This window comes from Mycobacterium sp. (genome assembly GCF_032161845.1).
Lineage (GTDB): Bacteria > Actinomycetota > Actinomycetes > Mycobacteriales > Mycobacteriaceae > Mycobacterium.
Genome location: NZ_JAVRQA010000506.1, coordinates 1 through 24,438, shown reverse-complemented (window position 1 = coordinate 24,438; position 24,438 = coordinate 1). Strand labels below are relative to the sequence as shown.

At 66.3% G+C, this 24,438-nt stretch carries 25 protein-coding genes; 11 read left to right on the top strand and 14 right to left on the bottom strand.

What is annotated here, in order from left to right:
• The coding region (locus QOD90_RS27920; RefSeq protein ID WP_526355198.1) for an LLM class flavin-dependent oxidoreductase at positions 1–542 on the bottom strand (542 nt) is incomplete at its 3' end.
• A gap of 70 nt (positions 543–612) precedes the next feature.
• Here QOD90_RS27920 and QOD90_RS27915 point away from each other — a divergent pair.
• The 5 genes from QOD90_RS27915 to QOD90_RS27895 all read left to right on the top strand — a co-directional run bounded on the left by QOD90_RS27915 (position 613) and on the right by QOD90_RS27895 (position 4,992).
• Positions 613–1,632, top strand: a complete 1,020-nt coding sequence (locus QOD90_RS27915; protein ID WP_526355196.1) for a Zn-ribbon domain-containing OB-fold protein — start codon at positions 613–615, stop codon at positions 1,630–1,632.
• 11 nt (positions 1,633–1,643) lie between these two features.
• A complete protein-coding gene (locus QOD90_RS27910) occupies positions 1,644–2,708 on the top strand; it encodes a beta-ketoacyl-[acyl-carrier-protein] synthase family protein (protein ID WP_526355194.1) in 1,065 nt (354 codons plus the stop codon).
• Positions 2,709–2,711: 3 nt separating this feature from the next.
• Complete coding sequence (locus QOD90_RS27905; RefSeq protein ID WP_526355193.1) at positions 2,712–3,890, top strand: thiolase family protein; 1,179 nt, start codon at positions 2,712–2,714, stop codon at positions 3,888–3,890.
• Positions 3,887–4,291 (top strand): nuclear transport factor 2 family protein, encoded by a 405-nt coding sequence (locus QOD90_RS27900; protein ID WP_526355191.1) that lies wholly within the window; start codon positions 3,887–3,889, stop codon positions 4,289–4,291. The genes QOD90_RS27905 and QOD90_RS27900 overlap by 4 nt, the downstream gene beginning before the upstream one ends.
• Positions 4,292–4,392: 101 nt before the next feature.
• A complete protein-coding gene (locus tag QOD90_RS27895) occupies positions 4,393–4,992 on the top strand; it encodes a hypothetical protein (RefSeq protein WP_526355189.1) in 600 nt (199 codons plus the stop codon).
• A gap of 157 nt (positions 4,993–5,149) precedes the next feature.
• Here the strand turns inward: QOD90_RS27895 and QOD90_RS27890 are convergent, their stop codons facing one another.
• Positions 5,150–5,680, bottom strand: a complete 531-nt coding sequence (locus QOD90_RS27890) for a gamma carbonic anhydrase family protein (protein WP_526355187.1) — start codon at positions 5,678–5,680, stop codon at positions 5,150–5,152.
• Positions 5,681–5,778: 98 nt separating this feature from the next.
• Between QOD90_RS27890 and QOD90_RS27885 the strand changes: the two genes are divergently transcribed.
• Together QOD90_RS27885 and QOD90_RS27880 are read left to right on the top strand one after the other, a co-directional pair.
• On the top strand, positions 5,779–6,921 hold the full coding sequence (locus tag QOD90_RS27885) for a 3-ketosteroid-9-alpha-hydroxylase subunit A (RefSeq protein WP_526355185.1): 1,143 nt from the start codon (positions 5,779–5,781) through the stop codon (positions 6,919–6,921).
• Positions 6,918–7,367 (top strand): hypothetical protein, encoded by a 450-nt coding sequence (locus QOD90_RS27880; RefSeq protein ID WP_526355183.1) that lies wholly within the window; start codon positions 6,918–6,920, stop codon positions 7,365–7,367. Before QOD90_RS27885 ends, QOD90_RS27880 begins: the two co-directional genes overlap by 4 nt.
• Positions 7,368–7,408: 41 nt before the next feature.
• Here QOD90_RS27880 and QOD90_RS27875 read toward each other — a convergent pair whose 3' ends face one another.
• From QOD90_RS27875 to QOD90_RS27865, 3 genes are read right to left on the bottom strand one after another with little or no spacing between them, the layout of a single operon-like run.
• Positions 7,409–8,557, bottom strand: coding sequence for a sulfotransferase (locus QOD90_RS27875; RefSeq protein ID WP_526355181.1), 1,149 nt, complete (start codon positions 8,555–8,557; stop codon positions 7,409–7,411).
• A gap of 37 nt (positions 8,558–8,594) precedes the next feature.
• The gene (locus QOD90_RS27870; RefSeq protein WP_526355179.1) at positions 8,595–9,377 is read right to left on the bottom strand and encodes an SDR family NAD(P)-dependent oxidoreductase; all 783 of its coding nucleotides are present in this window, start codon (positions 9,375–9,377) and stop codon (positions 8,595–8,597) included.
• A 3-nt stretch (positions 9,378–9,380) separates the two neighbouring features.
• The gene (locus QOD90_RS27865) at positions 9,381–10,508 is read right to left on the bottom strand and encodes a hypothetical protein (RefSeq protein WP_526355177.1); all 1,128 of its coding nucleotides are present in this window, start codon (positions 10,506–10,508) and stop codon (positions 9,381–9,383) included.
• Between the two features lie 120 nt (positions 10,509–10,628).
• Here QOD90_RS27865 and QOD90_RS27860 point away from each other — a divergent pair, with 120 nt between their 5' ends.
• Positions 10,629–11,516 (top strand): IclR family transcriptional regulator, encoded by an 888-nt coding sequence (locus QOD90_RS27860; RefSeq protein WP_526355175.1) that lies wholly within the window; start codon positions 10,629–10,631, stop codon positions 11,514–11,516.
• Here the strand turns inward: QOD90_RS27860 and QOD90_RS27855 are convergent.
• The 9 genes from QOD90_RS27855 to QOD90_RS27815 all read right to left on the bottom strand — a co-directional run bounded on the left by QOD90_RS27855 (position 11,513) and on the right by QOD90_RS27815 (position 20,555).
• Entirely contained in the window at positions 11,513–11,974 is a 462-nt protein-coding gene (locus tag QOD90_RS27855; RefSeq protein ID WP_526355173.1) for a hemophore-related protein, read from the bottom strand. The genes QOD90_RS27860 and QOD90_RS27855 overlap by 4 nt on opposite strands.
• A 100-nt stretch (positions 11,975–12,074) precedes the next feature.
• Positions 12,075–14,162, bottom strand: a complete 2,088-nt coding sequence (locus QOD90_RS27850) for a RecQ family ATP-dependent DNA helicase (protein WP_526355202.1) — start codon at positions 14,160–14,162, stop codon at positions 12,075–12,077.
• A gap of 60 nt (positions 14,163–14,222) precedes the next feature.
• A complete protein-coding gene (locus QOD90_RS27845; protein WP_526355171.1) occupies positions 14,223–15,404 on the bottom strand; it encodes a serine hydrolase domain-containing protein in 1,182 nt (393 codons plus the stop codon).
• A gap of 19 nt (positions 15,405–15,423) precedes the next feature.
• A complete protein-coding gene (locus QOD90_RS27840) occupies positions 15,424–16,131 on the bottom strand; it encodes a TIGR03943 family putative permease subunit (RefSeq protein ID WP_526355169.1) in 708 nt (235 codons plus the stop codon).
• Positions 16,128–17,027: a permease gene (locus QOD90_RS27835; RefSeq protein WP_526355200.1), complete on the bottom strand. Its 900-nt coding sequence runs from the start codon at positions 17,025–17,027 to the stop codon at positions 16,128–16,130. The genes QOD90_RS27840 and QOD90_RS27835 overlap by 4 nt, the downstream gene beginning before the upstream one ends.
• A gap of 127 nt (positions 17,028–17,154) precedes the next feature.
• Positions 17,155–17,541, bottom strand: coding sequence for a hemophore-related protein (locus tag QOD90_RS27830; RefSeq protein WP_526355167.1), 387 nt, complete (start codon positions 17,539–17,541; stop codon positions 17,155–17,157).
• A gap of 209 nt (positions 17,542–17,750) precedes the next feature.
• Positions 17,751–18,812, bottom strand: coding sequence for a 4-hydroxy-2-oxovalerate aldolase (gene dmpG, locus QOD90_RS27825; protein ID WP_526355165.1), 1,062 nt, complete (start codon positions 18,810–18,812; stop codon positions 17,751–17,753).
• Complete coding sequence (locus QOD90_RS27820; RefSeq protein ID WP_526355163.1) at positions 18,809–19,759, bottom strand: acetaldehyde dehydrogenase (acetylating); 951 nt, start codon at positions 19,757–19,759, stop codon at positions 18,809–18,811. The genes dmpG and QOD90_RS27820 overlap by 4 nt, the downstream gene beginning before the upstream one ends.
• Positions 19,760–19,769: 10 nt before the next feature.
• Entirely contained in the window at positions 19,770–20,555 is a 786-nt protein-coding gene (locus QOD90_RS27815) for a 2-keto-4-pentenoate hydratase (RefSeq protein WP_526355161.1), read from the bottom strand.
• A gap of 84 nt (positions 20,556–20,639) precedes the next feature.
• Here QOD90_RS27815 and kstD point away from each other — a divergent pair, with 84 nt between their 5' ends.
• The 3 genes from kstD (at position 20,640) to QOD90_RS27800 (ending at position 24,030) form a co-directional block, all read left to right on the top strand.
• The gene (gene kstD / locus QOD90_RS27810) at positions 20,640–22,334 is read left to right on the top strand and encodes a 3-oxosteroid 1-dehydrogenase (protein ID WP_526355159.1); all 1,695 of its coding nucleotides are present in this window, start codon (positions 20,640–20,642) and stop codon (positions 22,332–22,334) included.
• Between the two features lies 1 nt (position 22,335).
• Positions 22,336–23,199, top strand: coding sequence for an enoyl-CoA hydratase ChsH3 (gene chsH3, locus QOD90_RS27805; protein WP_526355157.1), 864 nt, complete (start codon positions 22,336–22,338; stop codon positions 23,197–23,199).
• A gap of 390 nt (positions 23,200–23,589) precedes the next feature.
• Positions 23,590–24,030 (top strand): hypothetical protein, encoded by a 441-nt coding sequence (locus tag QOD90_RS27800; protein ID WP_526355155.1) that lies wholly within the window; start codon positions 23,590–23,592, stop codon positions 24,028–24,030.
• Positions 24,031–24,438: the final 408 nt, after the last annotated feature.

Below are 24,438 nucleotides of genomic sequence, written 5' to 3'. Positions count from 1 at the left end.
AGCGCGACGTTTTTGGGACCCTCTGCGCCCAGCATGATCGGGATGTCGGCCCGCAGCGGATGGGTGATCGGCTTGAGGTTCTTGCCAAGCCCGGTGGTGCCCTCGCCCGTCAACGGCAACGGGTAGTGCGGGCCGGCGCTGTGCACCGGAGCCTCGCGGGCCCAGACCTGTCGCAGGATGTCGACGTATTCGCGCGTGCGGGCCAGCGGCTTGGGGAACTTCTGCCCGTACCAGCCCTCGACGACCTGCGGACCCGAGACCCCGAGCCCCAGAATGTGCCTGCCGCCGGAAAGGTGATCCAACGTCAGCGCGGCCATCGCGCATGCGGTTGGCGTGCGCGCCGACAGCTGGATGACCGACGTGCCGAGCCGCATCCGCGTGGTCTCCCGGCCCCACCACGCCAGCGGCGTGTAGGCGTCCGAGCCCCAGGCTTCGGCGGTGAACACGGTGTCGAAACCGGCCTCCTCGGCGGCCGCCACCAATTCCGCATGGTCGGTCGGCGCGTTGGCGCCCCAATATCCGAGCTGCAGACCCAGCTTCATTCCGACCAACCTTCCCGGACCTCGCGACCCGTTCTTGCCTCGATTGTTAGAACCTGTTCTACTCGATGCCGTGAGCGCCAGCCAAAGCAGCCCGGCCCAGACCCCACCTCGTACGGAAGACCACGAGCCGCCCCTTTCCGCTCCGCTGAAACTGTCGTTCGACTACACCCGTTCAGTCGGTTCAGTACTCGGCGAGTTCTTCACCGCTCTGCGTGGACGACGCGTCGTCGGCGTGCGCGGGTCGGACGGCCGGGTGCACGTTCCGCCTGCCGAGTTCGACCCCGTGACCTACGCACCGCTGTCGGAGATCGTACCGGTGGCCAGCGTCGGGACGGTCGTGTCGTGGACGTGGCAGCCCGAGCCGCTCGAGGGCCAGCCGTTGGACCGGCCGTTCGCGTGGGCGCTGGTGAAGCTGGACGGCGCGGACACCCCGCTGCTGCACGCGGTAGACGCAGGCTCCTCTGCGGAGATAAGCACCGGAGCGCGGGTGCACGTGCACTGGGCCGCCGAACCTGTCGGCGCCATCACCGACATCGCCTACTTCGCATTGGGGGATCAGGCCGAGGACGTCTCCGACGTCGCCGATGACCGCGATCCGGTGACGATGATCGTCGTGCCCACCCAGATCGAAATCCAGCACACCGCATCGCTTCCCGAGAGCAGGTTCCTACGTGCCCTCGAAGAGGGCAAGCTGGTCGGCGCGAGGACCGGCAAGGATGGCGCCGGAGAAAAAGGAAAGGTCTACTTCCCGGCCCGCGAGGCCGATCCCGCCACCGGACAGCAGCTCACCGAGTTCGTCGAACTCCCCGACAAGGGCACGGTGACGACGTTCGCGATCATCAACATCCCGTTCGCCGGTCAGAAGATCAAGCCGCCGTACGTCGCCGCCTACGTGCTGCTCGACGGTGCGGACATCCCGTTCCTGCATTTGGTCACCGAGATCGACGCGGCCGACGTGCGGATGGGGATGCGGGTGGAGGCAGTGTGGAAGCCCCGCGAGGAGTGGGGCCTTGGCATCGACAACATCGACTACTTCCGGCCAACGGGTGAGCCCGACGCCGACTACGACACCTACAAGCACCACCAGTAAGGGCTCCCCACATGACTTTTCGTGACGTTGCCGTCGTCGGCTTCGCCCATGCCCCACACGTGCGCCGCACAGAAGGCACCACCAACGGCGTCGAGATGCTGATGCCGTGCTTCGCCGAGCTGTACGCCGACCTCGGCATCAAGCAGACCGACATCGGATTCTGGTGTTCGGGCTCCTCCGACTACCTTGCCGGGCGGGCATTTTCGTTCCTCTCCGCGATCGACTCGATCGGCGCGGTGCCGCCGATCAACGAATCGCACGTCGAGATGGACGCCGCCTGGGCGCTGTACGAGGCCTACATCAAGATCCTGACCGGCTCGGTCGACACGGCGTTGGTCTACGGCTTCGGCAAGTCGTCGGCAGGTGTACTGCGCCGTATCCTCGCGCTGCAGACCGACCCGTACACCGTAGCCCCGCTGTGGCCGGACGCCGTTTCGACGGCCGGACTCCAGGCCCGGCTCGGACTGGACTCTGGCAAGTGGACCGCCGAGCAGATGGCCCAGGTCGCCCTGGATGCCATGACTGCCGCGCCGCGCACCGACTCCGTCGAGCCGGCGACGTCGATCGACGAGTTGCTGTCCCGGCCGTACTTCGCCGATCCCCTACGCCGTCACGACATCGCACCGATCACCGACGGCGCATCGGCGATCGTGCTCGCCGCCGGGGACAAGGCTCGCGAACTGCGCGAGAACCCAGCCTGGATCACGGGTATCGAGCACCGCATCGAAACGCCGGTGCTCGGCGCCCGCGACCTCACCACTTCGCCGTCGACGGCGGCGTCGGCGGCGGCGGCCACCGGTGGCGACGCAGGCTCGATCGACGTCGCCGAGCTCTACGCCCCGTTCAGCCATCAGCAGCTGATACTCACCGAGGCGATCGGGCTGAATGGCTCGACGAAGGTGAACCCGTCGGGCGGCGCGCTGGCCGCCAACCCGATGTTCTCGACCGGTCTGGAACGCATCGGGTTCGCCGCCCGCCACATCTTCGACGGCAGCGCTTCTCGAGTACTCGCACACGCCACCAGTGGCGCTGCGCTGCAACAGAATCTGGTTGCCGTCATGGAAGGAAAGTCGTAAGTCATGGCCGGACAGAACGCTGCCGTGCTCGGCACGGGACAAACCAAGTACGTCGCCAAGCGCAAGGACGTCTCGATGAACGGCCTCGTCAGGGAGGCCATCGACCGCGCGCTGGAGGACTCAGGCTCCACGTTCGACGACATCGACGCCGTGGTGGTCGGCAAGGCGCCCGACTTCTTCGAGGGCGTCATGATGCCCGAGCTGTTCATGGCCGACGCCGTCGGCGCCACGAACAAGCCACTGATCCGGGTGCATACGGCGGGCTCGGTCGGCGGATCGACCGCGATCGTCGCGGCCAGCCTGGTGCAGTCGGGCAAGTACAAGCGTGTCCTGACGATGGCGTGGGAGAAACAGTCCGAGTCCAATGCCATGTGGGCACTGTCGATTCCGGTGCCGTTCACCAAGCCCGTCGGGGCGGGTGCTGGCGGCTACTTCGCCCCGCACGTCCGGTCCTACATCCGCCGCTCCGGCGCGCCAACGCACATCGGCGCGATGGTCGCGGTCAAGGATCGGCTCAACGGCGCCAAGAACCCACTCGCCCACCTGCACCAGCCCGACATCACGCTGGAGAAGGTGATGGCGTCCCAAATGCTGTGGGACCCAATTCGATTCGACGAAACCTGCCCGTCATCCGACGGCGCCTGCGCGTTGGTCATCGGCAACGAAGAGATTGCCGATCGCCGCGTGCGAGACGGCGATCCCGTGGCGTGGATCCACGCCACCGCGTTGCGCACCGAACCGCTGGCCTACTCCGGACGTGACCAGGTCAACCCGCAGGCCGGCCGCGACGCATCCGCCGCGCTGTGGCGTGACGCGGGCATCACCTCACCCATCGACGAGATCGACGTCGCCGAGGTCTACGTGCCGTTCTCCTGGTTCGAGCCGATGTGGCTGGAGAATCTGGGTTTCGCCGCCGAGGGCGAGGGCTGGAAACTCACCGAGGCAGGCGAGACCGCGATCGGCGGACGGATCCCGTTCAACCCATCCGGCGGCGTGCTGTCGAGCAATCCCATTGGCGCATCGGGCATGATCCGCTTCGCCGAGTCGGCGATCCAGGTGATGGGCAAGGCGGGTGAGCATCAGGTGAAGGATGCCCGCAAGGCGCTTGGACACGCATACGGCGGCGGCTCGCAGTACTACTCGATGTGGGTAGTTTCGGCCGACAAGCTGGCCCCGAAGTGACCGATAGCCCGGTTCATTTGGCGGGCAAGCGATCCCGCGAGGCCGCCGCTGCCCACGACAAGGAAGCCTGGCTGGCGGTGTTCGCCGACGATGCGATCGTCGAGGATCCGATCGGGCCGTCGCACTTCGACCCAGAGGGCAAGGGGCACCGCGGCAAGGAAGCCATCGCAAAGTTCTATGACATGGCGATTGCGCCCAGCCAGCTCGAGTTCCACTTCGAGAAGACCTATCACTGCGGCAACGAAGAGGCCAATGTGGGCCACATCGTCATCGTCGCCAGCGGTTACCGCGTCGAGGCCGAGGGCGTGTTCACCTATCGCGTCAACGACGCCGGTCAGATGGTCGCACTGCGCGCGTACTGGGAGACGGAGCGGGCCACGGCGAGCGCCCGAAAGGCGTAGCGAGTTCGGACCGCGTAGCCTGGAAGTTCCAATCCGCTTCGAATTAGTTGACTTTCAGATACCTCTTGCCTCGCTCACGATTGCCTCGCACCCCATTCGCCGTGCTGGCGGCCCTCCTCGTCGTCGGGATTAGCGGCTGCACCCCCTCCGATGACGGCAGCACCGCGCAGAGCTCAGTGCCAACCCTGCCGACGGTCCCGTTCACGCCGACCACGCCGAAGACGTCCACCACACCGGCCACGGCCGACTATCAACGCCTGCTGCTGTCTGCGGCCGACCTCAGTGACGCGGAGGACACGTTCACCGAGCGGTCGAAGGAGTCCCAGCCGAACGGCACGGCGGGGGCCAGCGCGTTCTTCGTCAACGACCAGGACAGCCGGGCGATCAGCGATACCTTCCTGATCTACCCCGACGCGGCGACTGCCACGGCGACGCTGAAACAAGCGGCGGGGACCCTTCCCACCCTGGTGGCGGGCGGCACCCCGAAGCCGTTGGCCGTTGGCACCGACGGGGTGGTGGTCTCTGGCGCCTACCCCGAGGAGGACAAGGCCGTCACGCTGGTGTTCTTCACCGAAGGTCGTTCGCTGGTCCGGCTGGAGTTCCAGAGCGCGACCGGCGACTCGACCACCGACCAGTTCGTCAACAACGTCGCGAAGATGCAGCAGATCGCGCTGCGGAGTGGGTTGTCCGACGCCCAGTAGCCGTCACTCGGCGATGCAGCTCGTGGCCATCGGTAGATCAATGGGAGATTGCCACACGTGGCCCATCCGCAGGTGACGCGACTGGCATGGGTGGGCCGGGCCAAGGCCCCGTGGTAGGGCGCGAGCAACGCGACGATGTCCCGCGTCTCAAGCCCGGTTAGTCGGCGATTGGTGCCAGCCCTTCCAGGTACCGGCGCGCGAGGTCCTGGTAGGCACCGGGATTGACGTTCACCCACATCTCCGCACCCGTGCCTGCGATCGGTCCGCGGACCTTGGCAGGCGACCCGGTGACGAAGACTTCGTCCGGAATCTTGGTTCCCCCGGTGACCAGCGAGTGCGCCGCCACCAGGCTGCGCCGCCCGATGACTGCGCCGTCGAGCACCGTGGCGTGGTTGGCGATGACCGCCTCCTGGCCGACGTGCACGCCGTGGATGACGCAACCGTGGGCGATCGTCGCCCCTGGCCCGATGTCAACGGGGATGCCCGGCGGGGCGTGCAAGACACAGCAGTCCTGCACGTTTGCGCCCTCGCGAACGATGATGGGCGCGAAGTCGCCCCTCAGCACGGCGTTGAACCAGACCGACGCACCCGCCTCCACGTGCACGTCTCCGATCAGCGTGGCGGTCGGAGCGACGAAGGCGGTGGGGTCGACGACGGGCGATCGACCCTCGAAGGCGTACAGCGGCATCGTCTAGATATACCGCAGGCAGATCGTTTGCATTGCGCGTCAGGTGGGAAAAACTGTAACGTGTTCTAGTTAGTGAGTAGAGAAACGGGAGGCCCACCGTGAGTACCGAAACTGCAGGCGTTCGCGAGATCGACACCGGAGCGCTGCCAGACCGCTATGCGCGGGGCTGGCACTGCCTCGGACCGGTGGCGAACTTCGCCGACGGCACGCCCCATTCCGTCGAGATCTTCGGCACCAAACTGGTGGTCTTCGCCGACTCGCAGGGTGACCTCAAGATCCTCGACGGCTACTGCAGGCACATGGGCGGTGACCTGTCGCAGGGCACCGTCAAGGGTGACGAGGTGGCCTGCCCGTTCCACGATTGGCGCTGGGGCGGCGACGGCAAGTGCAAGCTGGTGCCCTACGCCAAGCGCACGCCGCGCCTGGCCCGCACCAGGGCATGGACCACCGACGTCCGCAGCGGCCTGCTCTACGTCTGGCACGACCACGAGGGAAACCCGCCGCCGCCCGAGCTCCGCATCCCGGAACTCACGGAGGCCGCGAGCGACGAGTGGACCGAATGGCGGTGGAACTCGATCCTCATCGAGGGTGCCAACTGCCGCGAGATCATCGACAACGTCACCGACATGGCGCACTTCTTCTACATCCACTACGGGCTACCCACGTACTTCAAGAACGTCTTCGAAGGGCACGTCGCCTCGCAGTACCTGCACAACGTCGGCAGGCCGGACGTCAACGACCTCGGCACGACGTATGGCGAAGCACACCTCGACTCGGAGGCGTCGTACTTCGGGCCGTCCTTCATGATCAACTGGCTACACAACAACTACGGCGGGTTCAAGGCGGAGTCGATTCTGATCAACTGCCACTACCCGGTGACCCAGGACTCGTTCATGCTGCAGTGGGGCGTGATCGTCGAGAAGCCGAAGGGTCTCGACGAGAAGACCACCGAGAAGTTGGCCCGCGTGTTCACCGAGGGGGTCAGCAAGGGCTTCCTCCAGGACGTCGAGATCTGGAAGCACAAGACCCGCATCGACAACCCGCTTCTCGTCGAGGAGGACGGCGCGGTGTACCAGATGCGCCGTTGGTATCAGCAGTTCTACGTCGACGTCGCCGACGTGACGGCGGACATGACCGACCGGTTCGAGATCGAGGTCGACACCACGGCCGCGAACGAGAAGTGGAACGTCGAGGTCGAGGAGAATTTGCGCAAGCGCGCCGAGGAACAGCCGGCGACATGACGCAAGCGCCAGATGCCGACCGGCTGGCGCGCTCCATGCTGGCTCTGCTCGGTCACGACGAGGACGACCGCCCCGCCGACAATCGGCAGGCGACCGGAGCCTGGTCCAAGGCGCCGGATTTCGCCGCCGACCCCGAGCGGGCCGCAGCGGTGAAGGAGGCTTCCGCGCGTGATCGGGAGCGTTACCTGAACTCGGGTCTGACGCCGGTCGACTGCCGGTTCTGCCACGTCACGGTGGCCGTCAAGAAGCTCGGCGCGGGACACACTGCCGTGCAATGGAGTACGGAGGCGACGCAGCGCTGCGCGACGTTCGCCGAGGTGCGCGCCACCGGCGGCGACAGCAGTCGAAGCAGGTCGTGTCCCAAGCTCTCCGACAGCATCAAGCACGCCGTCGCGGAGGGCTGCCTGGAGGAAGAGTCGACGGCGCCCTCCCCAGGCGACGGTTAGCGACTAGCTCCCGCTCCACCCCATTGCGCGAGCGGCATGGGTCATAGGCCGGCGAACCGCTCCTTGACCTGTTCGTCGGTCAGCCCGTAGTCGGCCAACGAGTACGTGTGCTTGGGCGCCCTCGGCCCCTTCTGACTCTCGGCGTGCATCGTCGTCATGGAATCCCTTGCAGCATCAGTGAACTCGATGCCGAACTGCTGGTAGACCTTCTCCACGACGGAGATCGGATCCTTGATGAACTCGAAGTAGTCCAAGTCGTAGAACTGCGCCGGATCGTGCTTTGCACGTTCGACGTTGAACAGTTCGAGGCCGCGCGACCAGGTCTCGAGCGAATCCTGCCCGATCACGTCGCCGGAGAAGACGTTCGACCAGCCTTCGGTGGTGTGCTGGGCCAGTGAGCACATCGACGCCATGATCGTCTCGGCGGGTCGGTGGCATTGCACCACCAGCGCATCGGGATAGACGGCGAACAGGGCGTCGAGCGCAAACAGATGGCTGGGGTTCTTCAACACCCAGCGCTTCTCGGGGTCGTTCAGCCCGATCAGCTGAAGGTTCTTGCGGTGCCGCTGATACGACTTCGTCCAGTCCTGCCGAGCCAACCACCGCGAGTAGGTCGGAAGGTGCGCCAACGTCTCGTAGGACACCGAGTGCAGCGACTGACGCAACAGCTGCCAGCACTCCTCCACCTCGTCGGCCGTCATGTAGTGCAGGCCCGTGTAGTCGGGATTTTCCTCGTGGGCCTTGCTGAACTGGGCGTCGATCTGCTGGAATACCGGGTTCTGCGACCAGGTTTCGCGGGGCGGACGGGGCTGCGGGAACTCCGCCAGCCAGAGCTCCAGGCCCTGGTGTGCCGGGTCGGCGGTGAGTAGCCGATGAATGGCCGTCGTCCCCGTTCGCGGCAGACCGGTCACGAAGATGGGCCGCTCGACCTTCACGTCGACGTGCTGCGGGTACTGCTTGAACGCCGCCTCGGACACCAAGCGGGCCACCAGGGCATTCCTGACGAAGAATCGCTGCATCTTGCTGCCGAGCTCGGTGAGGTCGGCATCGCGGCGGAACGAATCGAGCAGCACGCCGAGGGCTTCGCGATAGTTGTCGTCGTCGACGCCGAAATCGGTTAGTCCGCTCGCCTTTACGGCCGAAGCATGAAGGTCGTCGACCGTGCCGACGTTGGTACGCACCTCAGTCATCTACCCGGCTCGACTCTCACTCGCGTTCGTCTTCGCATCAGGCCTTGTACTCCCCGCAGTTCACGTCCAAGGCCTGGCCGGTGATGCCGGTCGACAGGTCGCTGGCCATGAAGAGGATGGCCGAGGCGACCTCGTCCTCGGTAGGCAGTCGCTTCAGATCGCTGTTGATGGCCGCCGCCTTGTAGATGTCGTCGACGCTAGTGCCGTACTTGCCGGCTTGATGTTCGAAATAGCTCTTCAGGGTTCCGCCCCAGATATAGCCGGGCAGAACCGAATTGACGCGGATGCCGTCTTCGCCCAACTCGGTGGCCAGGGACTGCGACATCGCAAGCAGCGCCGACTTCGCCATCTTGTACGCGCCGTACTTGGCCTGCGAGTGGCGCACCACCATCGAGTTCACGTTGACGATCGACCCTCCTGCCTCGGCGAGTGCAGGCGTGAAGCCCTGAATCATCCGCAGCGCGCCGAACACCGTCAGCTCGATAGCGTCGCGCATGTGCTCGAAGGTGGTGTTGGCCAGTGGCCTCATCGACGGCACCCGGAACGCGTTGTTGATCAACACGTCGACCTTGCCGTAGGCCTTGATGGTCTCCTCGACGAGGTTGTTCACCTGCGCCTCGTCGGTGATGTCGGTACCCACCGAGACCGCGCGGCGGCCCAGGTCGGTGATCTGCTTGGCGACGTCTTCGAGGCGCTCGACGGTGCGGGCCGCGAGAACCAGGTCGGCGCCCTGTTCGGCACACCGACGCGCGAGCGTCGTCCCGAGCGCGGGACCGACCCCACTGATCACGACGACTTTGTTCTCCAGAAGTCCGGCCATCTGCTAACCCACCATTCTTTCGCCAATTTGCTTCTGACGCAGTGCGATCCGCGCTCGCCAGTCGTCGTCGGAGATCTTGTTGAACTCGTAGTGCGGCAGGGCGGTGGACACGTCGTCGACCTGCACCAGCTCGACGGTCGGGCCGTCGGCGTCGGTCAGCTGGCGCGACACTCGCTGCCAACGAAACTGCAGGTAGCCCTTGCGGTGTCCGAGCGTCTCCACCCAGTTGGTCACTCCCGGGTTTTGATCGGACACCACGATGCGAATCTTGCCGTCTGGATCCACCTGGGCCTGGGTGCCGTTCAGCGACGTCTGGTGGTTGATGTAGTCGAGCGAGATGTACCAGAGGCTGCCCAGCTGGAACCCGAGATAGGGCGCGTCGGTGACGGGGAGGGTGATGATCAGCGCCTGATCCTTGGTCAGCTCGAACTGACCGGCCGACGAGTACTGGGTGGCCAGCCCACCTGGCGTCAGCCGAGGCGATCCCATCGTGTTGGCGGGATTGTCCGTGTAGAACCACTGCGGAAACTGCAGCCAGGTCTTGACTCGCTGGACGAGCTGCTTTCCCGCCACGGCGTAACGCTTTTCGATGAGGTCCTTGGTCAGCGGTGGCGGTGCGGTGCCGTCGGTGTCGGTGCGCGCAATCGCGAAGGTGCCGCGCTGCGCTGACCAGTCGTCGAACACCTCACGGATCACCAACTGCGACGGCGTGGCCGGGGTGAACCGCCACTCGAAGGTGCCGTCGCTGGCGATGTCGAGCTTGCGATCGTCGAACGCCGTCTCGCTGTCGGGCACTTCTGAGTCGGTGTATTCGCCGCCCAGTAGTTGGAAGCTGACGTCGGTGGTGGTGCCGCGCCTTCCGGTGACGACGTATTCGTGGCCCGGCTGCACCCGCGTGCCGAAGTACATGGTGTCGGGGTTGTCGAGGCCCATCTTGGTGAATGGTCCCGTGCCACTGTGCAGGAATGGGTGGTCACGGTCGTAGTCGAAGGCGACGTGGGTACAGCCCGATATGCAACCGGCGAGGTACTGCAGACCTTCGAGGAGGTCGGCGTCGGATTCGATGAACGGCGCGGCGGCCACCAGGCTTTCGGCCTCGGCGATGGCGTCGGCCAGCGGCTGTGAGTACATGACGGCGCTGTCTCCTGCGGTTCCACGCTGGTCCAATATTGGACCGAGCTGGTAGATTATTCGCCCAAGAGTAGAACGTGTTCTAAATCGAGTCAATGTGCATCGGAGAGTGGGCGCGGCATGGCGGACAGGACCTCACCTCCGACTGAGCGCGTCGTCTCCATCCTCGATTTCCTGGCTCAGCATCCCAACGACAGCTTCGGGCTTTCGGAGCTGGCCCGTCGCCTTGGCTTGAGCAAACCGACGTGCCTGGGCATCCTGACCACCCTGATGGAGTCCGACTATCTGATCCGCGACGCGGGAGACAAGACGTATCGACTTGGGCCGAGGCTCATTTCGCTCGGGCACACCGCTCAGGAGTCGATGCGGGTGAACCCGACCGCCCGCGAGGAGCTCCGCTCGCTCGCCACCACGTTCGACACCACCGCTGCCCTGTCCGCGGTCATCGACGACCGCATCACGCTGCTCGAACTGGTCGGGCCGCCGCGTACCGACGTCGGCGTCAGGGTGGGACAGAGCTATCCGTTCACCCCACCCGTTGGTTTGATGTTCGTGCTGTGGGACGACGAGGCGCTGCGGAATTGGCTGGCCAAGGAGCCGACGATTCCGCTGCGCACCGACTCCGAGCGCCTCGACCGCGTGGTCACGGAATGCCGCACCGAGGGCTACCTCGTCGAGCGACTGACCCCTGGCGGCCGCAGGCTGTACGCGATGATGGCGGGCATGTCGAGCACGCTGCCGCAGGAGCTGCGCGCGCTGCTCGGCGAGCTGATCTCCGACGTTGGCGAACGGGTCTACCTGCGCGGTGAGGGCTCCGCCAGGCAACGCCACGACATCAGCGTCATCTCCGCGCCGGTATTCGACCACCACCGCCGCCAGGCGATGGTGGTGTCACTGCAGATCGGCCATGCGATGACCGACACCGAGATCGCGAAGCACGCGCGCGGTCTGATGACGGCCGCCGACTCCTTGACCGCCACGCTCGGCGGCATCAAGCCGACTTTCTAGACGTCCGCGAGAACCGCCAGAGCATCGGTGGGTGCGACCCCAAGCCCGCAGCGATCCTTGAAGGCGCCGAGCGGGGCCTGAATGCCGCGCAAAGCGTCGGCCTCGTCGGGGTGGTCCTTGAAGTAGTCGTTGAACTGTCCTACCGCGGTGAAGCTCGACTGCCGCGCGGCGTCGATCAGCGCCTCGTTGGCGTCGGGATGCGCCGAGAAGTACACGTCCAGGTCGGCGGTCACCGAGCTGATGGTCTTGGCAAGGCCAGCTGCGTTGCAGTCGTCTGCGGCAGCCGCGGCGGCTGGGGTCGGAGCGCTGGACGCCGCCTCCGGGCTCGCTTCGGTGGTCGGCTCCGTCGGCTCGACGGGGTCGGCGCTGGCGGCGGGAAGCGTGAGCGCCGCGCAGGCGGCGCCTGCGGCGAACAGGCCAACGGCGGTCCGGCACAGCACGGTGACGGCACGGGTCATGAATTTGCTCCTCAGCTCAGGCTCGCACCACTGTGGTGACGTCGCCACTGAAGGTAACTTCGCCACGACGTCACGCGATGTTACGGATGTGGCAAACGAGCTAGCTGGTGCTGGCTAGCGCGAAGGGCAGCACGTCGGGCGCGCCCGCCTCCTTGACGACGCGTGCCGCCATCGTCAGCGTCCACCCGGTATCGGTCATGTCGTCGACCAGCAGCACCGGTCCGCCCGCAGCGCCCATCACGGCCTGGTCGGGCGGCTCCCAAGAGCCCTGCAACGCAGCGACGCGGTACGCGGAGTTGGCAGCCGTCACCGGACGGCGTTCGGGTGCGTATCGCAGGATCCCGAGATCGGTCAGCCGTCCGAGCCTGGCGAGTTCGCGGGCCAGTGAGGAAATCAGCAACGGGTGGCGGTCGGAATCCATCGCCAGCACCGCGGTGGGCCGCGCCGTCCACTCCCACGACGCGAGCACCTTCACGGCCGCCTGGACGACGTCCTCGGACACCTCGGTGTCGGGTTCGTCGAGTAGGCGGCGCAGGCGCGCGCCCCAGCCGAGGTCGGTGAGCCTGCCGATGACCCGCCCCGGCGCCGGACCGTCACCGATCTTGCCGCTCAGGTTGACGCCGAGCTTGGCAAGGCCCGACGGCCACTGCTTGCGGGCTGCGATCTCGACGCCCGGCCGCATCAGCCGCTGTCGGGTGTCCTCCGCCGAGGACGGATCGACCTCGGCGTCATACCGCTCTCCCGTGCAGTTGTCGCAGCGGCCGCAGCGTTCGCCGTCCGTGAGGTCGGGATCGTCGAGCTGGCCACGGAGGAACGCCATTCGGCAGCCGTCGGTCACCTGGTAGTCGAGCATCGCCTGCTGCTCGCGCTTGCGGGCTTCGTCGAGCTTGCGGTAGCGGGCTTCGTCGTACTCCCACGGCACCCCGGTGCCCACCCAGCCACCCTTGACCCGGCGCACCGCCCCGTCGACGTCGAGCACCTTCAGCACCATCTCCAGCCGCGTGCGACCCAGATCCACCAGCGGCTCGAGCGCAGGGGTGGACTGTGGCCGGTCGGACTCGAGGGCAGCGATCACGTTGCGCACCATGGGTTCTGACGGGAACGCCACGGACGAGAAGTAGCGCCAGACGTCCTGATCCTCGTGGCCGGGCAGCAACACCACCTCGGCGCTGTCCGTCGAGCGGCCCGCGCGGCCGACCTGCTGGTAGTACGCGATCGGCGAGGACGGTGCACCGAGGTGGACGACGAACCCGAGGTCGGGTTTGTCGAAGCCCATGCCAAGCGCAGACGTGGCGATCAGCGCCTTGACGCGGTTCGCCAGCAGATCGCCCTCGAGCTGTTCGCGCTCCGCGGTCTCGGTGGCTCCGGTGTAGGCCGCCACGGTGTGACCCTGATCGCGCAACAGCGTCGCAACGTCGTGCGCCTGGGCGACGGTCAGCGTGTAGACGATGCCCGACCCCGGCAGCGAAACAAGGTGTGCGGCAAGCCAAGCCGCGCGTTGGGCCGGGTTGCCTGCCTTGACCACCGACAGCCGCAGTGACTCGCGATCCAGCCCGCCGCGGAGCACCAGGGTGTCGCGACCGCCGACCCCCAACTGGCTCGCCACGTCGTCGACGACGCGATCGTTGGCGGTGGCCGTGGTGGCGAGCACCGGAACGTCGGTGCCCAGTTCGGCGATCAGCGTGCGGATGCGGCGGTAGTCGGGGCGGAAGTCGTGCCCCCAATCGGACACACAGTGCGCCTCGTCGACGACGACGAGGCCTGCGTCATGCGCCAGAGCGGGCAGGACCTGATCACGAAAGTCGGGGTTGTTCAAGCGCTCCGGGCTGACGAGCAGAACGTCGAGGTCACCGCGTCGCACCCGGTCGTGGATCTCGTCCCAGTCGGCGACGTTGCTCGAGTTGATCGTGGCGGCGTGCACGCCCGCTCGGTCGGCCGCCTGCACCTGGTTGCGCATCAACGCCAGCAGCGGCGAGACGATGACGGTGGGTCCGTGCCCGCTTTCGCGAAGCAACTTGGCGGCAATGAAGTACACCGCCGACTTGCCCCAGCCGGTGCGCTGCACGACGAGCGCGCGACGGCGCTGCACGACGAGCGCCTCGATGGCCGTCCACTGGTCGTCACGCAAGACGGCCTGCGGACCGGCCAGCTGTTCGAGGATCGTCTGCGCCTGCTCCCTGGTGGTCACGGGCGAGCGAAGCGACTCAGGGGATGTCATCAGTACATGGTGCCCGCCGGGTCCGACGGCCTAGCGATCGAGGCAGCGGCGCAGCGCGGCGGTCAGGTTGTTGGCGCGATGATCGCGCGGCGCAATGAGGTTGTTGACGTAGCCGAAGCCCGTCTTGCTGTCGGCGTCCGCGAAGCCGAGGCTGCCGCTGGCGCCGTCGTGCCCGAACGACGAATCCGACAGCAGCGGCCGGTACGGGATGCCGTTGACCAGGAACCCCGTCGAGAAGCGGACGCCAGGAGGGTTGAGCGCGGACGCCCAACCGTCGCCCGCCGAACGCACGGTGACCGCATCCGCGATGGAGGCCGCGGTCAGCAACGGTGCGCCCGTCACCGGTGACACCGCCGAGGCGTAGATCGTCGCAAGGGCGCGGGCGTCGACGATGGCGTTGGCCGCCGGGATTTCGGCGGCGTGCACCGCCGGTGTGTTGAAGTCGCCATCGCAACCATCGATCATCGAGAAGGGGAACGCCGAACCAAGTGTCACGGTGCGCACCGCGGACGCCTTGCCGACGCGACGCAAGATCCTGGGAAGGGCGCGGTAGCCGGTGCGCAGGATTCTGGAACGCGGTGCGTGCATCCTGGCCACCCGGTGCTCGAGATCCGACGGCAACCCGATCCACGCGTTGACGTCGAGATCCTTTTTTAGGTAGTCGGCCACCAGGGCACCCGGCATCATCCCGGTCGCACGGCGCAGGATCTCACCGGTGAGCCAACCGAAGGTCAACGCGTGATAGGCGAAGGCGGTACCCGGTGCCCACAGCGGTCGCTGAGCCTCGATGGCTCGGATCACCGGATCCCACGCGAGCACGTCGTCGAGGGTCAGGTCGGCATCCAGTGCCATCAACCCGGCCCGGTGTGCAAATACGTCGCGAATCATGATGTGCTGCTTGCCATTCGCGGCAAATTCCGGCCATCCGGTCGCGACGGGTGAATCGAAGTCGAGCAGACCACGCTGATGCGCCAGGTACCCGCAGAGCGCCATCAGACCCTTCGAGACGGAGAAGCCGATGGTGAGGGTGTCCGCCGTCCACGGCCTGCCACTGTCGGCGTCGGCGGTCCCGCCGTGCAGATCGACGACGAGGCGGCCATCGTGATACACCGCGCACGCCGCACCGATCTCGGTGCCACGACGAAAGTTGTCGACGAAGGCGTCAGCGACCGGTCCGAAACCCTCGTCGGCGAAGCCGGGGAACTCGCTCACGGTCGGTATCCAAACATGGTCAGTACGCGTAGGTATTGGCCGGTTTGTCGATGGGCGTCACGCTCTCGACCGCGAGGGTCGGGATGAAGCCGTCGTCGGCATGCGATGAACCGGGCACGATCTGGCCGCGAATGCGGAGCCAGGTGTCCTCCGGGTGGGCCGCAGCCGACGCGGCGGCGGGTCCGGTCAGATGCACACGCGCGAGTTGGGCATCGGCCGCGCAGCAGACGATGACGACCCGGCCGACGTCGATACCGCCAGGACGGTGCAGCGTGAACCCCGTGAGCGTGATCGTCCGTCGCGCAAGCGAATTCGTGGAGTCCGCCGCCGCCCGCATGACCACCTCCGGCAACGACACCGTCGGCGCGTCACCGGCAGGCAGCGGCGGGAAGGGGCGGCGCTGCGGTGCGCTGACGGTGGCGGGACTCGCGCCACGGGCATCCAGCGGCGGGGGGACGACGAACGCCACCATCGCGATCGGAATCAACAACAGCCAGCCGAGCCACGGCAGGTGCCGGTGTTCGTGCTCGCCGTCACCCTCCGCCTCCGCGTTGCGGAGATCGCGGACGATGGCTACCAGGCCGAGACCAACGAGCACCGCTGCCGCAACTGCGAGCCACGGCAGCAGGCCGGGTTTCACGTAGTTCAGATAGGTGCCCTTGATCAGCATCATCGCGGTGCTCAGGCCGACGAGCAGCAGGACGAGATTCTGGGTGCCCCGGCTCACCTGCCACCACCCAGGATCGCCAACCCGACGAGCGTTGCGATCACGCTGGCCACCACGAAGGTGGCTGGGCCGAACCGCATTGCGAAGCTGCGACCGAACATGCCCGCCTGCATCGCGGACAACTTCACGTCGACCGCGGGACCGACCACCAAGAACACCAATCGCGGCACCAGCGGGACCATCGTCAGACTCGCGACGACGAACGCGTCCGCCTCCGAGCACAGGGCAAGGACGACGGCGAGAAGAGCCATCGTGACCACTCCGACGACGAGGTTGCCCGCGAGGTGCTCGAACATCCACGCGGGGACCAGGACGTGTAGGGCTGCCGCCGCGGCCGCCCCCAGCACCAGGTAGGACGCGGCCTGCAAGAAGTCGTGACGGGCCGCCTCGGTGAATGTCGTCCACCTGGACGAGCCGTCGGCGGCGGGCTCGGGCAGGGAGCGGGTCACCCATTCGTCCCTACCGAAGCGCGACCACAGCAGGCCCATCACGACGGCGGTCATCAGCGAGGCCACGCACCGCGCCAGCACCATTGCCGGCTGGCCGGGGAACGCAACGGCGGTCGCCACCAGTACCACCGGGTTGATCGCGGGCGCCGACAGCATGAACGTCAGCGCGGCCGCGCCGTTCGTGCCAGGCCCGAACAGCCTGCGTGCGACGGGAACCGAGCCACACTCACACCCGGGCAGCGCGGCGCCGCCGATACCCGCCACGGCCACGGCCAGCGCGGGCCGACGTGGCAGCCAGCGCGACAGCCGCTCCGCACTGACGAAGGCGGCGATCAGCCCGCTCACGACCACGCCGAGCACCAGGAACGGCAGGGCCTGGACGAACACGCCGCAGAACACCGTCGCGGCCGTACTCAGATCGGGGCTACCGGCCACGAACGCACTCATCGCGCCGGCGGAGACCGCCAGCGCGATGAGACTAATCAGCAGAATCTCGAGAGAACCGACACGTCGCCTAGTGGCAATCGGTCGCGTCGGGGCCGCAGTCACCGCCCCATCCTGCCTTGGGTTTCTGTCAGATCGACTTCAAGGCGTCGGTCAGCCCGGTTGACTCCAGCGGCATGCCGCATTGCGTCGCGAGGTCGCTGACGGGCTTCTGCAAATCCTTGAGTTCGTCGGCGACCTTGGGGTTGTCGGCGAAGTACGTCCGGTAGGACACCTGCGCCTGGGTCGGCGTCTGCTTCGCGATGTCGGTCAGCGTTTGATTGGTCTCGGGATGCGTCTGCAGATAGGTGCTCATCGACAGCTGCACCGAGCTCTGCGTGGTCGCCACGCCGCTCGCGCTGCACTGGTCCGGGGCGGCGTTCGCACTCGGCACCAGGATCGCTGCAGATGCGATGCCTCCCAGCAGGCCGCCGGCGAACATCCCGTAAAGGCCGCGACGGACGGTCGTTTCGGACATTTTCCTGTTCAGGGTCATTAGCCCCTCCCTTCGGTCTGCGATGCGTTCATCGCAGCCCAATGCCTAGCCGTATCGGAGGGAGGTAAACACGGGAGATCACTCGCGGGCCGCCGGCCCGCCATCGTCCCCGCAGGCCAGCGCCCAGGAATGCGCCGTCGAAAAATCTTGCTTAGGTTGCCTACCTGGCGCGTCTGCTGTGGCGGGTGTGACTAGGAAGTGGGGGCTGCGGCGTCCTGCTCGCGCTTGATCTCCAGCGCGATGTCGATCAGCTGATCTTCCTGACCGCCGATCAGCTTGCGCTGCCCCGCCCGGTGCAGCAGCTTATGCGCGGGTACGCCGTAGCGCTCCGACTGGCGGATGGCGTGCTTGAGGAAGCTGGAGTACACCCCCGAGTAGCCCATCACCAGCGCGTTGCGGTCGAGCAGGCATTCGGCGGGCATCGCGGGCCGCACGACGTCCTCGGCGGCGTCGGCGATCTCGAAGAAGTCGATGCCGGTCTTGACGCCGATCTTGTCGAACACCCCGATCATGGCCTCGACCGGCGCGTTGCCCGCACCCGCGCCGAAACGTCTCGTGCTGCCGTCGATCTGCTTGGCGCCCGCGCGGACCGCCTCGACGGAGTTGGCGACGCCGAGCCCGAGGTTCTCGTGTCCATGAAAGCCGACCTGCGCGTCGTCACCGAGTTCGGCCACCAACGCCGCAACCCGGTCGGCCACCCCCTCCAAAACCAGTGCACCCGCGGAGTCGACGACGTACACGCACTGGCAGCCTGCGTCGGCCATGATCCGCGCCTGCGCGGCCAACTTCTCCGGTGGGATCGTGTGCGCCATCATCAGGAAGCCAACGGTCTCCAACCCCAGGTCGCGGGCGAAACCGAAGTGCTGAATCGACACGTCGGCCTCGGTGCAATGGGTGGCGACGCGGCAGATCGAGCCGCCGTTCTGCTGCGCCTCGGCGATGTCGTCCTTGGTGCCCAGACCGGGCAGCATCAGGAAGGCGATCTTCGATTCCTTGGCCGTCTCGGCCGCCAGCTTGATCAGTTCCTGTTCGGGAGTCTTGGAGAAGCCGTAGTTGAAGCTGGACCCGCCGAGACCGTCGCCGTGGGTGACCTCGATGACGGGGACGCCCGCGGCATCGAGCGCGCTGACGATCGCGAAGACCTCGTCCTTGGTGAACTGGTGACGCTTGTGGTGCGACCCATCGCGCAGCGACGTGTCGGTCATCCGGACGTCCCAGATCGGATTGAAGTAGATGTCGTCCTGGACGCTCATGCTTGCGCTCCTTCGGCTGAGACCTTCTGCTCTTCGCGCGAGCGCTCATCGCCAGATGCGCGTTCCTTGGCAATCTCTTCGCCGACCTTGGTGGCCGCGGCGGTCATGATGTCCAGATTTCCCGCGTACGGCGGCAGGTAATCCCCCGCACCTTCCACCTCCACGAACACCGTCACCAACGCCTGACCACCCGAATGCATCGACGGCGGATCGAACTGCGGCTCATTGAGCAACCGATACCCCGGCACATAGGTCTGCACCTGCGCGGCGACCTCCTTGATCGACGCGGCGATCGCGTCCTGATCGGCGTCCTCCGGGATGGCGCAGAAGATGGTGTCGCGCATGATCATTGGCGGATCGGCCGGGTTCAGGATGATGATCGCCTTGCCGCGCTTGGCGCCGCCGATGACCTCGATGCCTGCACTGGTGGTCTTGGTGAACTCGTCGATGTTGGCGCGGGTACCGGGCCCGGCAGACGCCGACGACACCGACGCGACGATCTCGGCGTACGGCACGTCGACGACGCGAGAGACCGCGTAGACCATCGGGATGGTGGCCTGGCCACCGCAGGTGACCATGTTGACGTTCGGACTGTCCAGATGCTCGCGCAGGTTGGCGGGCGGGATCACCCCTGGGCCGACCGCGGCCGGCGTCAGATCGATGGCGCGGATGCCCGCCTCGGCGTAGCGCGGCGCAGCCGCCCGGTGCACGTAGGCACTGGTGGCCTCGAACACCATGTCCGGTTTCTCGTCGAGACCGAGCAGCCAGTCGACGCCTTCGTGGCTCGTCTCCAACCCGAGCTTGCGGGCGCGGGCGAGGCCCTCACTCTGCGGGTCGATGCCGATCATCCATCGCGGCTCCAACCAATCCGACCTCAACAGCTTGTACAACAGGTCGGTACTGATGTTGCCCGACCCCACGATCGCGACGGTGGCCTTTTCTGCCATGGCATTGCTCCTATTCGAACGACAGGTGGACTGAACCTAGGCGAAAGAAATCCGCTACGAAATCGTCACCCGGACGCGCATCTATCGCACGCGTGCACGACCCCGGCAACACGATGTCCCCCGCCCTCAAACGCACCCCGAACTGATCGACCTTGCGGGCCAACCACGCCACCGCAGTCACCGGATTGCCAAGCACCGCATCGCTGCGCCCCTCGGCAACGACCTCGCCGTTACGCCTCAGCACCGCATCGATGCCACGGATGTCGATGTCCTTCGGCGACACCCGCTCCTTGCCCAAGACCCACCCCGCCGAGGACGCGTTGTCGGCGATCGTGTCGCACAACTTGATCTTCCAGTCGGTGATCCTGGTGTCGATCAACTCGATCGACGGCGCAAACGCAGCCGTCGCCGCCAACACGTCGTCCTCGGTGCAACCCTCACCGGGCAGGTCGTCAGCCAAGATGAAGCCGACCTCGACCTCGACGCGCGGGTACAGGAACCGGCCCGCCGCGACGGGCCTGTCCTCGAAGACCTCCATGTCGTCGAGCAGATGACCGTAGTCGGGCTCGTCGACGTTCATCATCTTCTGCATGGCCTCCGACGACAGCCCGACCTTGTGGCCGAAGACGCGCGCGCCCTCAGCCACCCGCTGCCTGATGTTGATCAGCTGAATCTCATAGGCGTCGACCACGTCGATATCGGGGTAAGCGGCCGTCAGCGCAGCGATCCCCTCGCGGCTCCGTTCGGCTTGTGCCAAGTCCGCGGCCAGCTCGTCACGGGTCGCAACATTGAGCATTTCCCCGAAGTCCCCTCGCCCGCAGCTAGTACGTGTGACCGGGCCAGTAGCGCCCGACCCTGGCAATTCTATAACGTGTTCTACATGACAGCACAGGAGTACGACGTCGTCGTGGTCGGAAGCGGCGCCGCCGGCATGGTTGCCGCACTCACGGCCGCCCACCGGGGACTCACGACACTAGTCGTTGAGAAGGCCCCGCACTATGGAGGTTCCACTGCGCGGTCAGGTGGTGGCGTCTGGATTCCGAACAACGAGATCCTCAAGCGTGACGGGGTCAAGGACACGGCCGAGGCGGCTCGTACCTATCTCCACACGATCATCGGCGACGTCGTCGAGCCGGAGAAGATCGACACCTTTCTCGAACGCGGTCCGGAGATGCTGTCGTTCGTGCTGAAGCATTCACCGCTCAAGCTGTGCTGGGTGCCCGGCTACTCCGACTACTACCCGGAGGCCGCCGGCGGGAAGCCCACCGGTCGGTCCGTCGAGCCGAAGCCTTTCGACGCCAAGAAGCTCGGCGCCGACGAGAAGGGGCTCGAGCCGCCGTACGGCAAGGTTCCGATGAACATGGTCGTCATGCAGCAGGATTACGTCCGGCTGAACCAACTCAAGCGCCACCCGCGAGGGGTGTTGCGCAGTCTCAAGGTCGGCATCCGTGCGACGTGGGCCAAGTCCACCGGCAAGAATCTGGTCGGCATGGGCCGCGCCCTGATCGCGCCGATGCGGATCGGTCTTCAGAAGGCTGGCGTGCCAGTCGAACTCAACACCGCCCTGACCGATCTGTACATCGAGGACGGCGCCGTGCGCGGCGTGTACGTTCGCGACACCAACGAACCCGAGAGCGCCGAGCCCCGGCTGATCCGCGCCCGTCGAGGCGTCATTCTCGGCAGCGGCGGCTTCGAGCACAACGAGCAGATGCGGGTGAAGTACCAGCGCGCGCCGATCACCACCGAGTGGACCGTCGGCGCGGTCGCCAACACCGGCGACGGGATCCTGGCCGCCGAGAAGCTGGGCGCCGCCCTGGAAATCATGGAGGACGCGTGGTGGGGCCCGACCGTTCCGCTGGTGGGCGCACCCTGGTTCGCCCTGTCCGAGCGCAACTCCCCCGGCTCGATCATCGTCAACACCAGCGGCAAGCGATTCATGAACGAGTCGATGCCGTACGTCGAGGCATGCCACTGGATGTACGGCGGTGAGTTCGGCCAGGGAGAGGGGCCCGGCGAGAACGTACCCGCCTGGCTGATCTTCGACCAGCAGTACCGCGACCGCTACATCTTCGCGGGCCTGCAACCGGGACAACGCATTCCGAAGAAGTGGCTGGAGTCCGGCGTCGTGGTCAAGGCCGACACTCTCGAAGAGTTGGCTGAGAGCACGGGCCTGCCCCTCGGCGAGTTCTCCGACACCGTCGCCCGATTCAACGGCTTTGCCCGGTCGGGTGTCGACGATGACTTCCACCGCGGCGAGAGCGCCTATGACCGCTACTACGGCGATCCCACGAACAAGCCCAACCCCAACCTGGGTGAGATCAGCCACGGCCCGTACTACGCGGCGAAGCTGGTGCCCGGCGATCTTGGCACCAAGGGCGGCGTCCGCACCGACGTGCACGGCCGCGCCCTGCGCGACGACGGCTCGATCATCGACGGGCTGTACGCCGCGGGCAACGTCAGCTCACCGGTGATGGGCCACACCTACCCGGGTCCCGGCGGGACGATCGGTCCCGCCATGACCTTCGGGTACCTGGCCGCACTGCATCTGGCGGCCAACGCCTCCGCGGCGGTCTGACGTGCCGATCGACCTCGACGAGGCCATCGGCGCCGAGCTCCCCCCCGTCGAGTTCTCCTGGAGCAGCAGCGATGTGCAGCTGTACCACCTCGGCCTCGGCGCTGGCGCCGACCCACTCGATGAGCGCGAGCTGCGCTATCTGGTCGACGACACTCCCCAGGTACTTCCGACGTTCGGCAACGTGGCGCAGACGTTCCACATGACCGAGCCGCCGACGGTGAAGTTTCCTGGTATCGACATCGAACTGTCCCGGGTGCTGCACGCCAGCGAGGCCGTCAGCGTGCCGGGGCCCATCCCGCCATCGGGCACCGGTCGGGCCGTCACCCGTTTCACCGACATCTGGGACAAGGGCAAGGCGGCGGTGATCTGGTCCGAGACGACCGTCACGACGCCGGACGGCGCACCGCTGTGGACACAGAAGCGGTCGATCTTCGCCCGTGGCGAGGGCGGCTTCGGCGGTGAGCGGGGACCCTCGACAGCCACCGAGCCGCCGAATCGCGCCCCCGACGTCGAGCTGGCGATCCCCACGCTGCCGCAGCAGGCGCTGCTGTACCGACTGTGTGGGGACCGCAACCCGCTTCATTCGGATCCCGAATTCGCCTCTGCCGCAGGCTTTCCCAAGCCCATCCTGCACGGGCTGTGCACTTACGGCATCGGCGCGAAGGCGCTCGTCGATCAGTTCCTCGACGGTGACGTGTCGCGCGTCGGCTCCTACGGCGCGCGCTTCGCGGGAGTGCTGTACCCCGGTGAAACGTTGAAGGCGAGCGTCTGGAAGGACGGCGACAGGCTGCTCGCCGTCCTCACCGCGCCGAGCCGGGATGACGCCGTGGTGCTCTCCGGCGTAGAGCTAACCCCAATGGCTTAGCTGTCAGCAAACATGGGTGCGCTTTGGTGCGTTCGCCATGCGCTGCCGTCGTTCGTGCGTCCATCATTCGCCGAGGTAGCTCCGCTTTCGACGACTACGTTGCTGGAATAAGTCGTTGCGCAGTCAAACAGCTCGCAAATTGACGCCGCCCCGCGCGTCCGAGACGGTCCGAAGAAATTGTCCCGTAGGGCTATTCGGGCGGATACGCAGGTGCGATGCCCATCCGGCTGCGGAATTCGCAGCAACGACCTCTCAGGAGCTGCGATGTGCCCGGTACTCTTTGCCGGGCCCGGTGGCTGCAGACGCCACTTGTTTGCTAGATCTGTTTACATGCGTTCGAACGAGGGCTAACGTCGGACTGGTCAACTCCACTCCAGCTAAGGAAATGCCATGCCATCGATTCGCTCGGGTCTCGTTTTCGGAGCCACCGTGCTCGGCGCAGGAGCCATCGCGCTCGTCGGCGCTGGTAGCGCAAGCGCTGACTGCGGCTTGCTCAACCGCCCCTCGCTACCACCGAACTGCGGCGTCCTCAACAGCGGCTACGGCAACAACGGCGTCGCCAACAACCTGTTGTCCCCCGGCGGCCTCAACAACGGCCTCGCCAACGGCGGCGTACGGAACATCGGCGTCGGCAACAACCTGCTGTCCCCGGGCGGCTTCAACAACGGCATCCTCAACCAGGGCTCCTTCAACGGCCTTGCCCCCGGTCTCAACGTCCTCAACCTCGGTACCTTCAACAACGGCATCGCCAACATCGGCACCGGCAACACCGGCATCGCCAACATCGGAACCGGCCACACGGGAATCCTGGGCGGAGTCCTCGGCCCTTAGTAGCGCCCAGAGTATCGACTCGACAAACCGGGTTGAGACGATGGGTTGCACGAGGGGTGCAACCCACCGTCTCACCGGCAAATCGTTTGCCTCAACTCCCGGTCGGACCCGAAGTCGGGCGTAGGTGCAGACGTAGCTCAATCGGGCGACGTTGCGACACTAAATTAGCCATCGATCGGCCGTCGACTACCAGCCGTTAGGTGGTCCCGGGCCATAGCCCAACCTGATAGTTTTCAGAATCAGTGTCATTCCCGCGCAGGGAATGTCGTCATTCTGAACCATTGGGGAGGGTACTTCACGTGAAGATCACCAACGCATTGGCAGCCGCTGCTGCCGTTGCCGCAGCTGGCTCCGTCGGCTTTCTCGGAACGCCGATCGCCGCCGCCGATGATCTGACCACCACGACCA

What these genes read in the sequence shown, in the direction of transcription:
- QOD90_RS27860 (WP_526355175.1), top strand. Translation starts at nt 10,629, where the DNA reads ATGGCGGACAGGACCTCACCTCCGACTGAGCGCGTCGTCTCCATCCTC.
- dmpG (WP_526355165.1), bottom strand. Translation starts at nt 18,812, where the DNA reads ATGAGCGTCCAGGACGACATCTACTTCAATCCGATCTGGGACGTCCGG.
- QOD90_RS27875 (WP_526355181.1), bottom strand. Translation starts at nt 8,557, where the DNA reads ATGACTGAGGTGCGTACCAACGTCGGCACGGTCGACGACCTTCATGCT.
- QOD90_RS27910 (WP_526355194.1), top strand. Translation starts at nt 1,644, where the DNA reads ATGACTTTTCGTGACGTTGCCGTCGTCGGCTTCGCCCATGCCCCACAC.
- QOD90_RS27800 (WP_526355155.1), top strand. Translation starts at nt 23,590, where the DNA reads ATGCCATCGATTCGCTCGGGTCTCGTTTTCGGAGCCACCGTGCTCGGC.
- QOD90_RS27815 (WP_526355161.1), bottom strand. Translation starts at nt 20,555, where the DNA reads ATGCTCAATGTTGCGACCCGTGACGAGCTGGCCGCGGACTTGGCACAA.
- QOD90_RS27835 (WP_526355200.1), bottom strand. Translation starts at nt 17,027, where the DNA reads ATGAGTGCGTTCGTGGCCGGTAGCCCCGATCTGAGTACGGCCGCGACG.
- kstD (WP_526355159.1), top strand. Translation starts at nt 20,640, where the DNA reads ATGACAGCACAGGAGTACGACGTCGTCGTGGTCGGAAGCGGCGCCGCC.
- QOD90_RS27880 (WP_526355183.1), top strand. Translation starts at nt 6,918, where the DNA reads ATGACGCAAGCGCCAGATGCCGACCGGCTGGCGCGCTCCATGCTGGCT.
- QOD90_RS27870 (WP_526355179.1), bottom strand. Translation starts at nt 9,377, where the DNA reads ATGGCCGGACTTCTGGAGAACAAAGTCGTCGTGATCAGTGGGGTCGGT.
- QOD90_RS27890 (WP_526355187.1), bottom strand. Translation starts at nt 5,680, where the DNA reads ATGCCGCTGTACGCCTTCGAGGGTCGATCGCCCGTCGTCGACCCCACC.
- QOD90_RS27865 (WP_526355177.1), bottom strand. Translation starts at nt 10,508, where the DNA reads ATGTACTCACAGCCGCTGGCCGACGCCATCGCCGAGGCCGAAAGCCTG.
- QOD90_RS27820 (WP_526355163.1), bottom strand. Translation starts at nt 19,759, where the DNA reads ATGGCAGAAAAGGCCACCGTCGCGATCGTGGGGTCGGGCAACATCAGT.
- QOD90_RS27905 (WP_526355193.1), top strand. Translation starts at nt 2,712, where the DNA reads ATGGCCGGACAGAACGCTGCCGTGCTCGGCACGGGACAAACCAAGTAC.
- QOD90_RS27830 (WP_526355167.1), bottom strand. Translation starts at nt 17,541, where the DNA reads ATGTCCGAAACGACCGTCCGTCGCGGCCTTTACGGGATGTTCGCCGGC.
- QOD90_RS27855 (WP_526355173.1), bottom strand. Translation starts at nt 11,974, where the DNA reads ATGACCCGTGCCGTCACCGTGCTGTGCCGGACCGCCGTTGGCCTGTTC.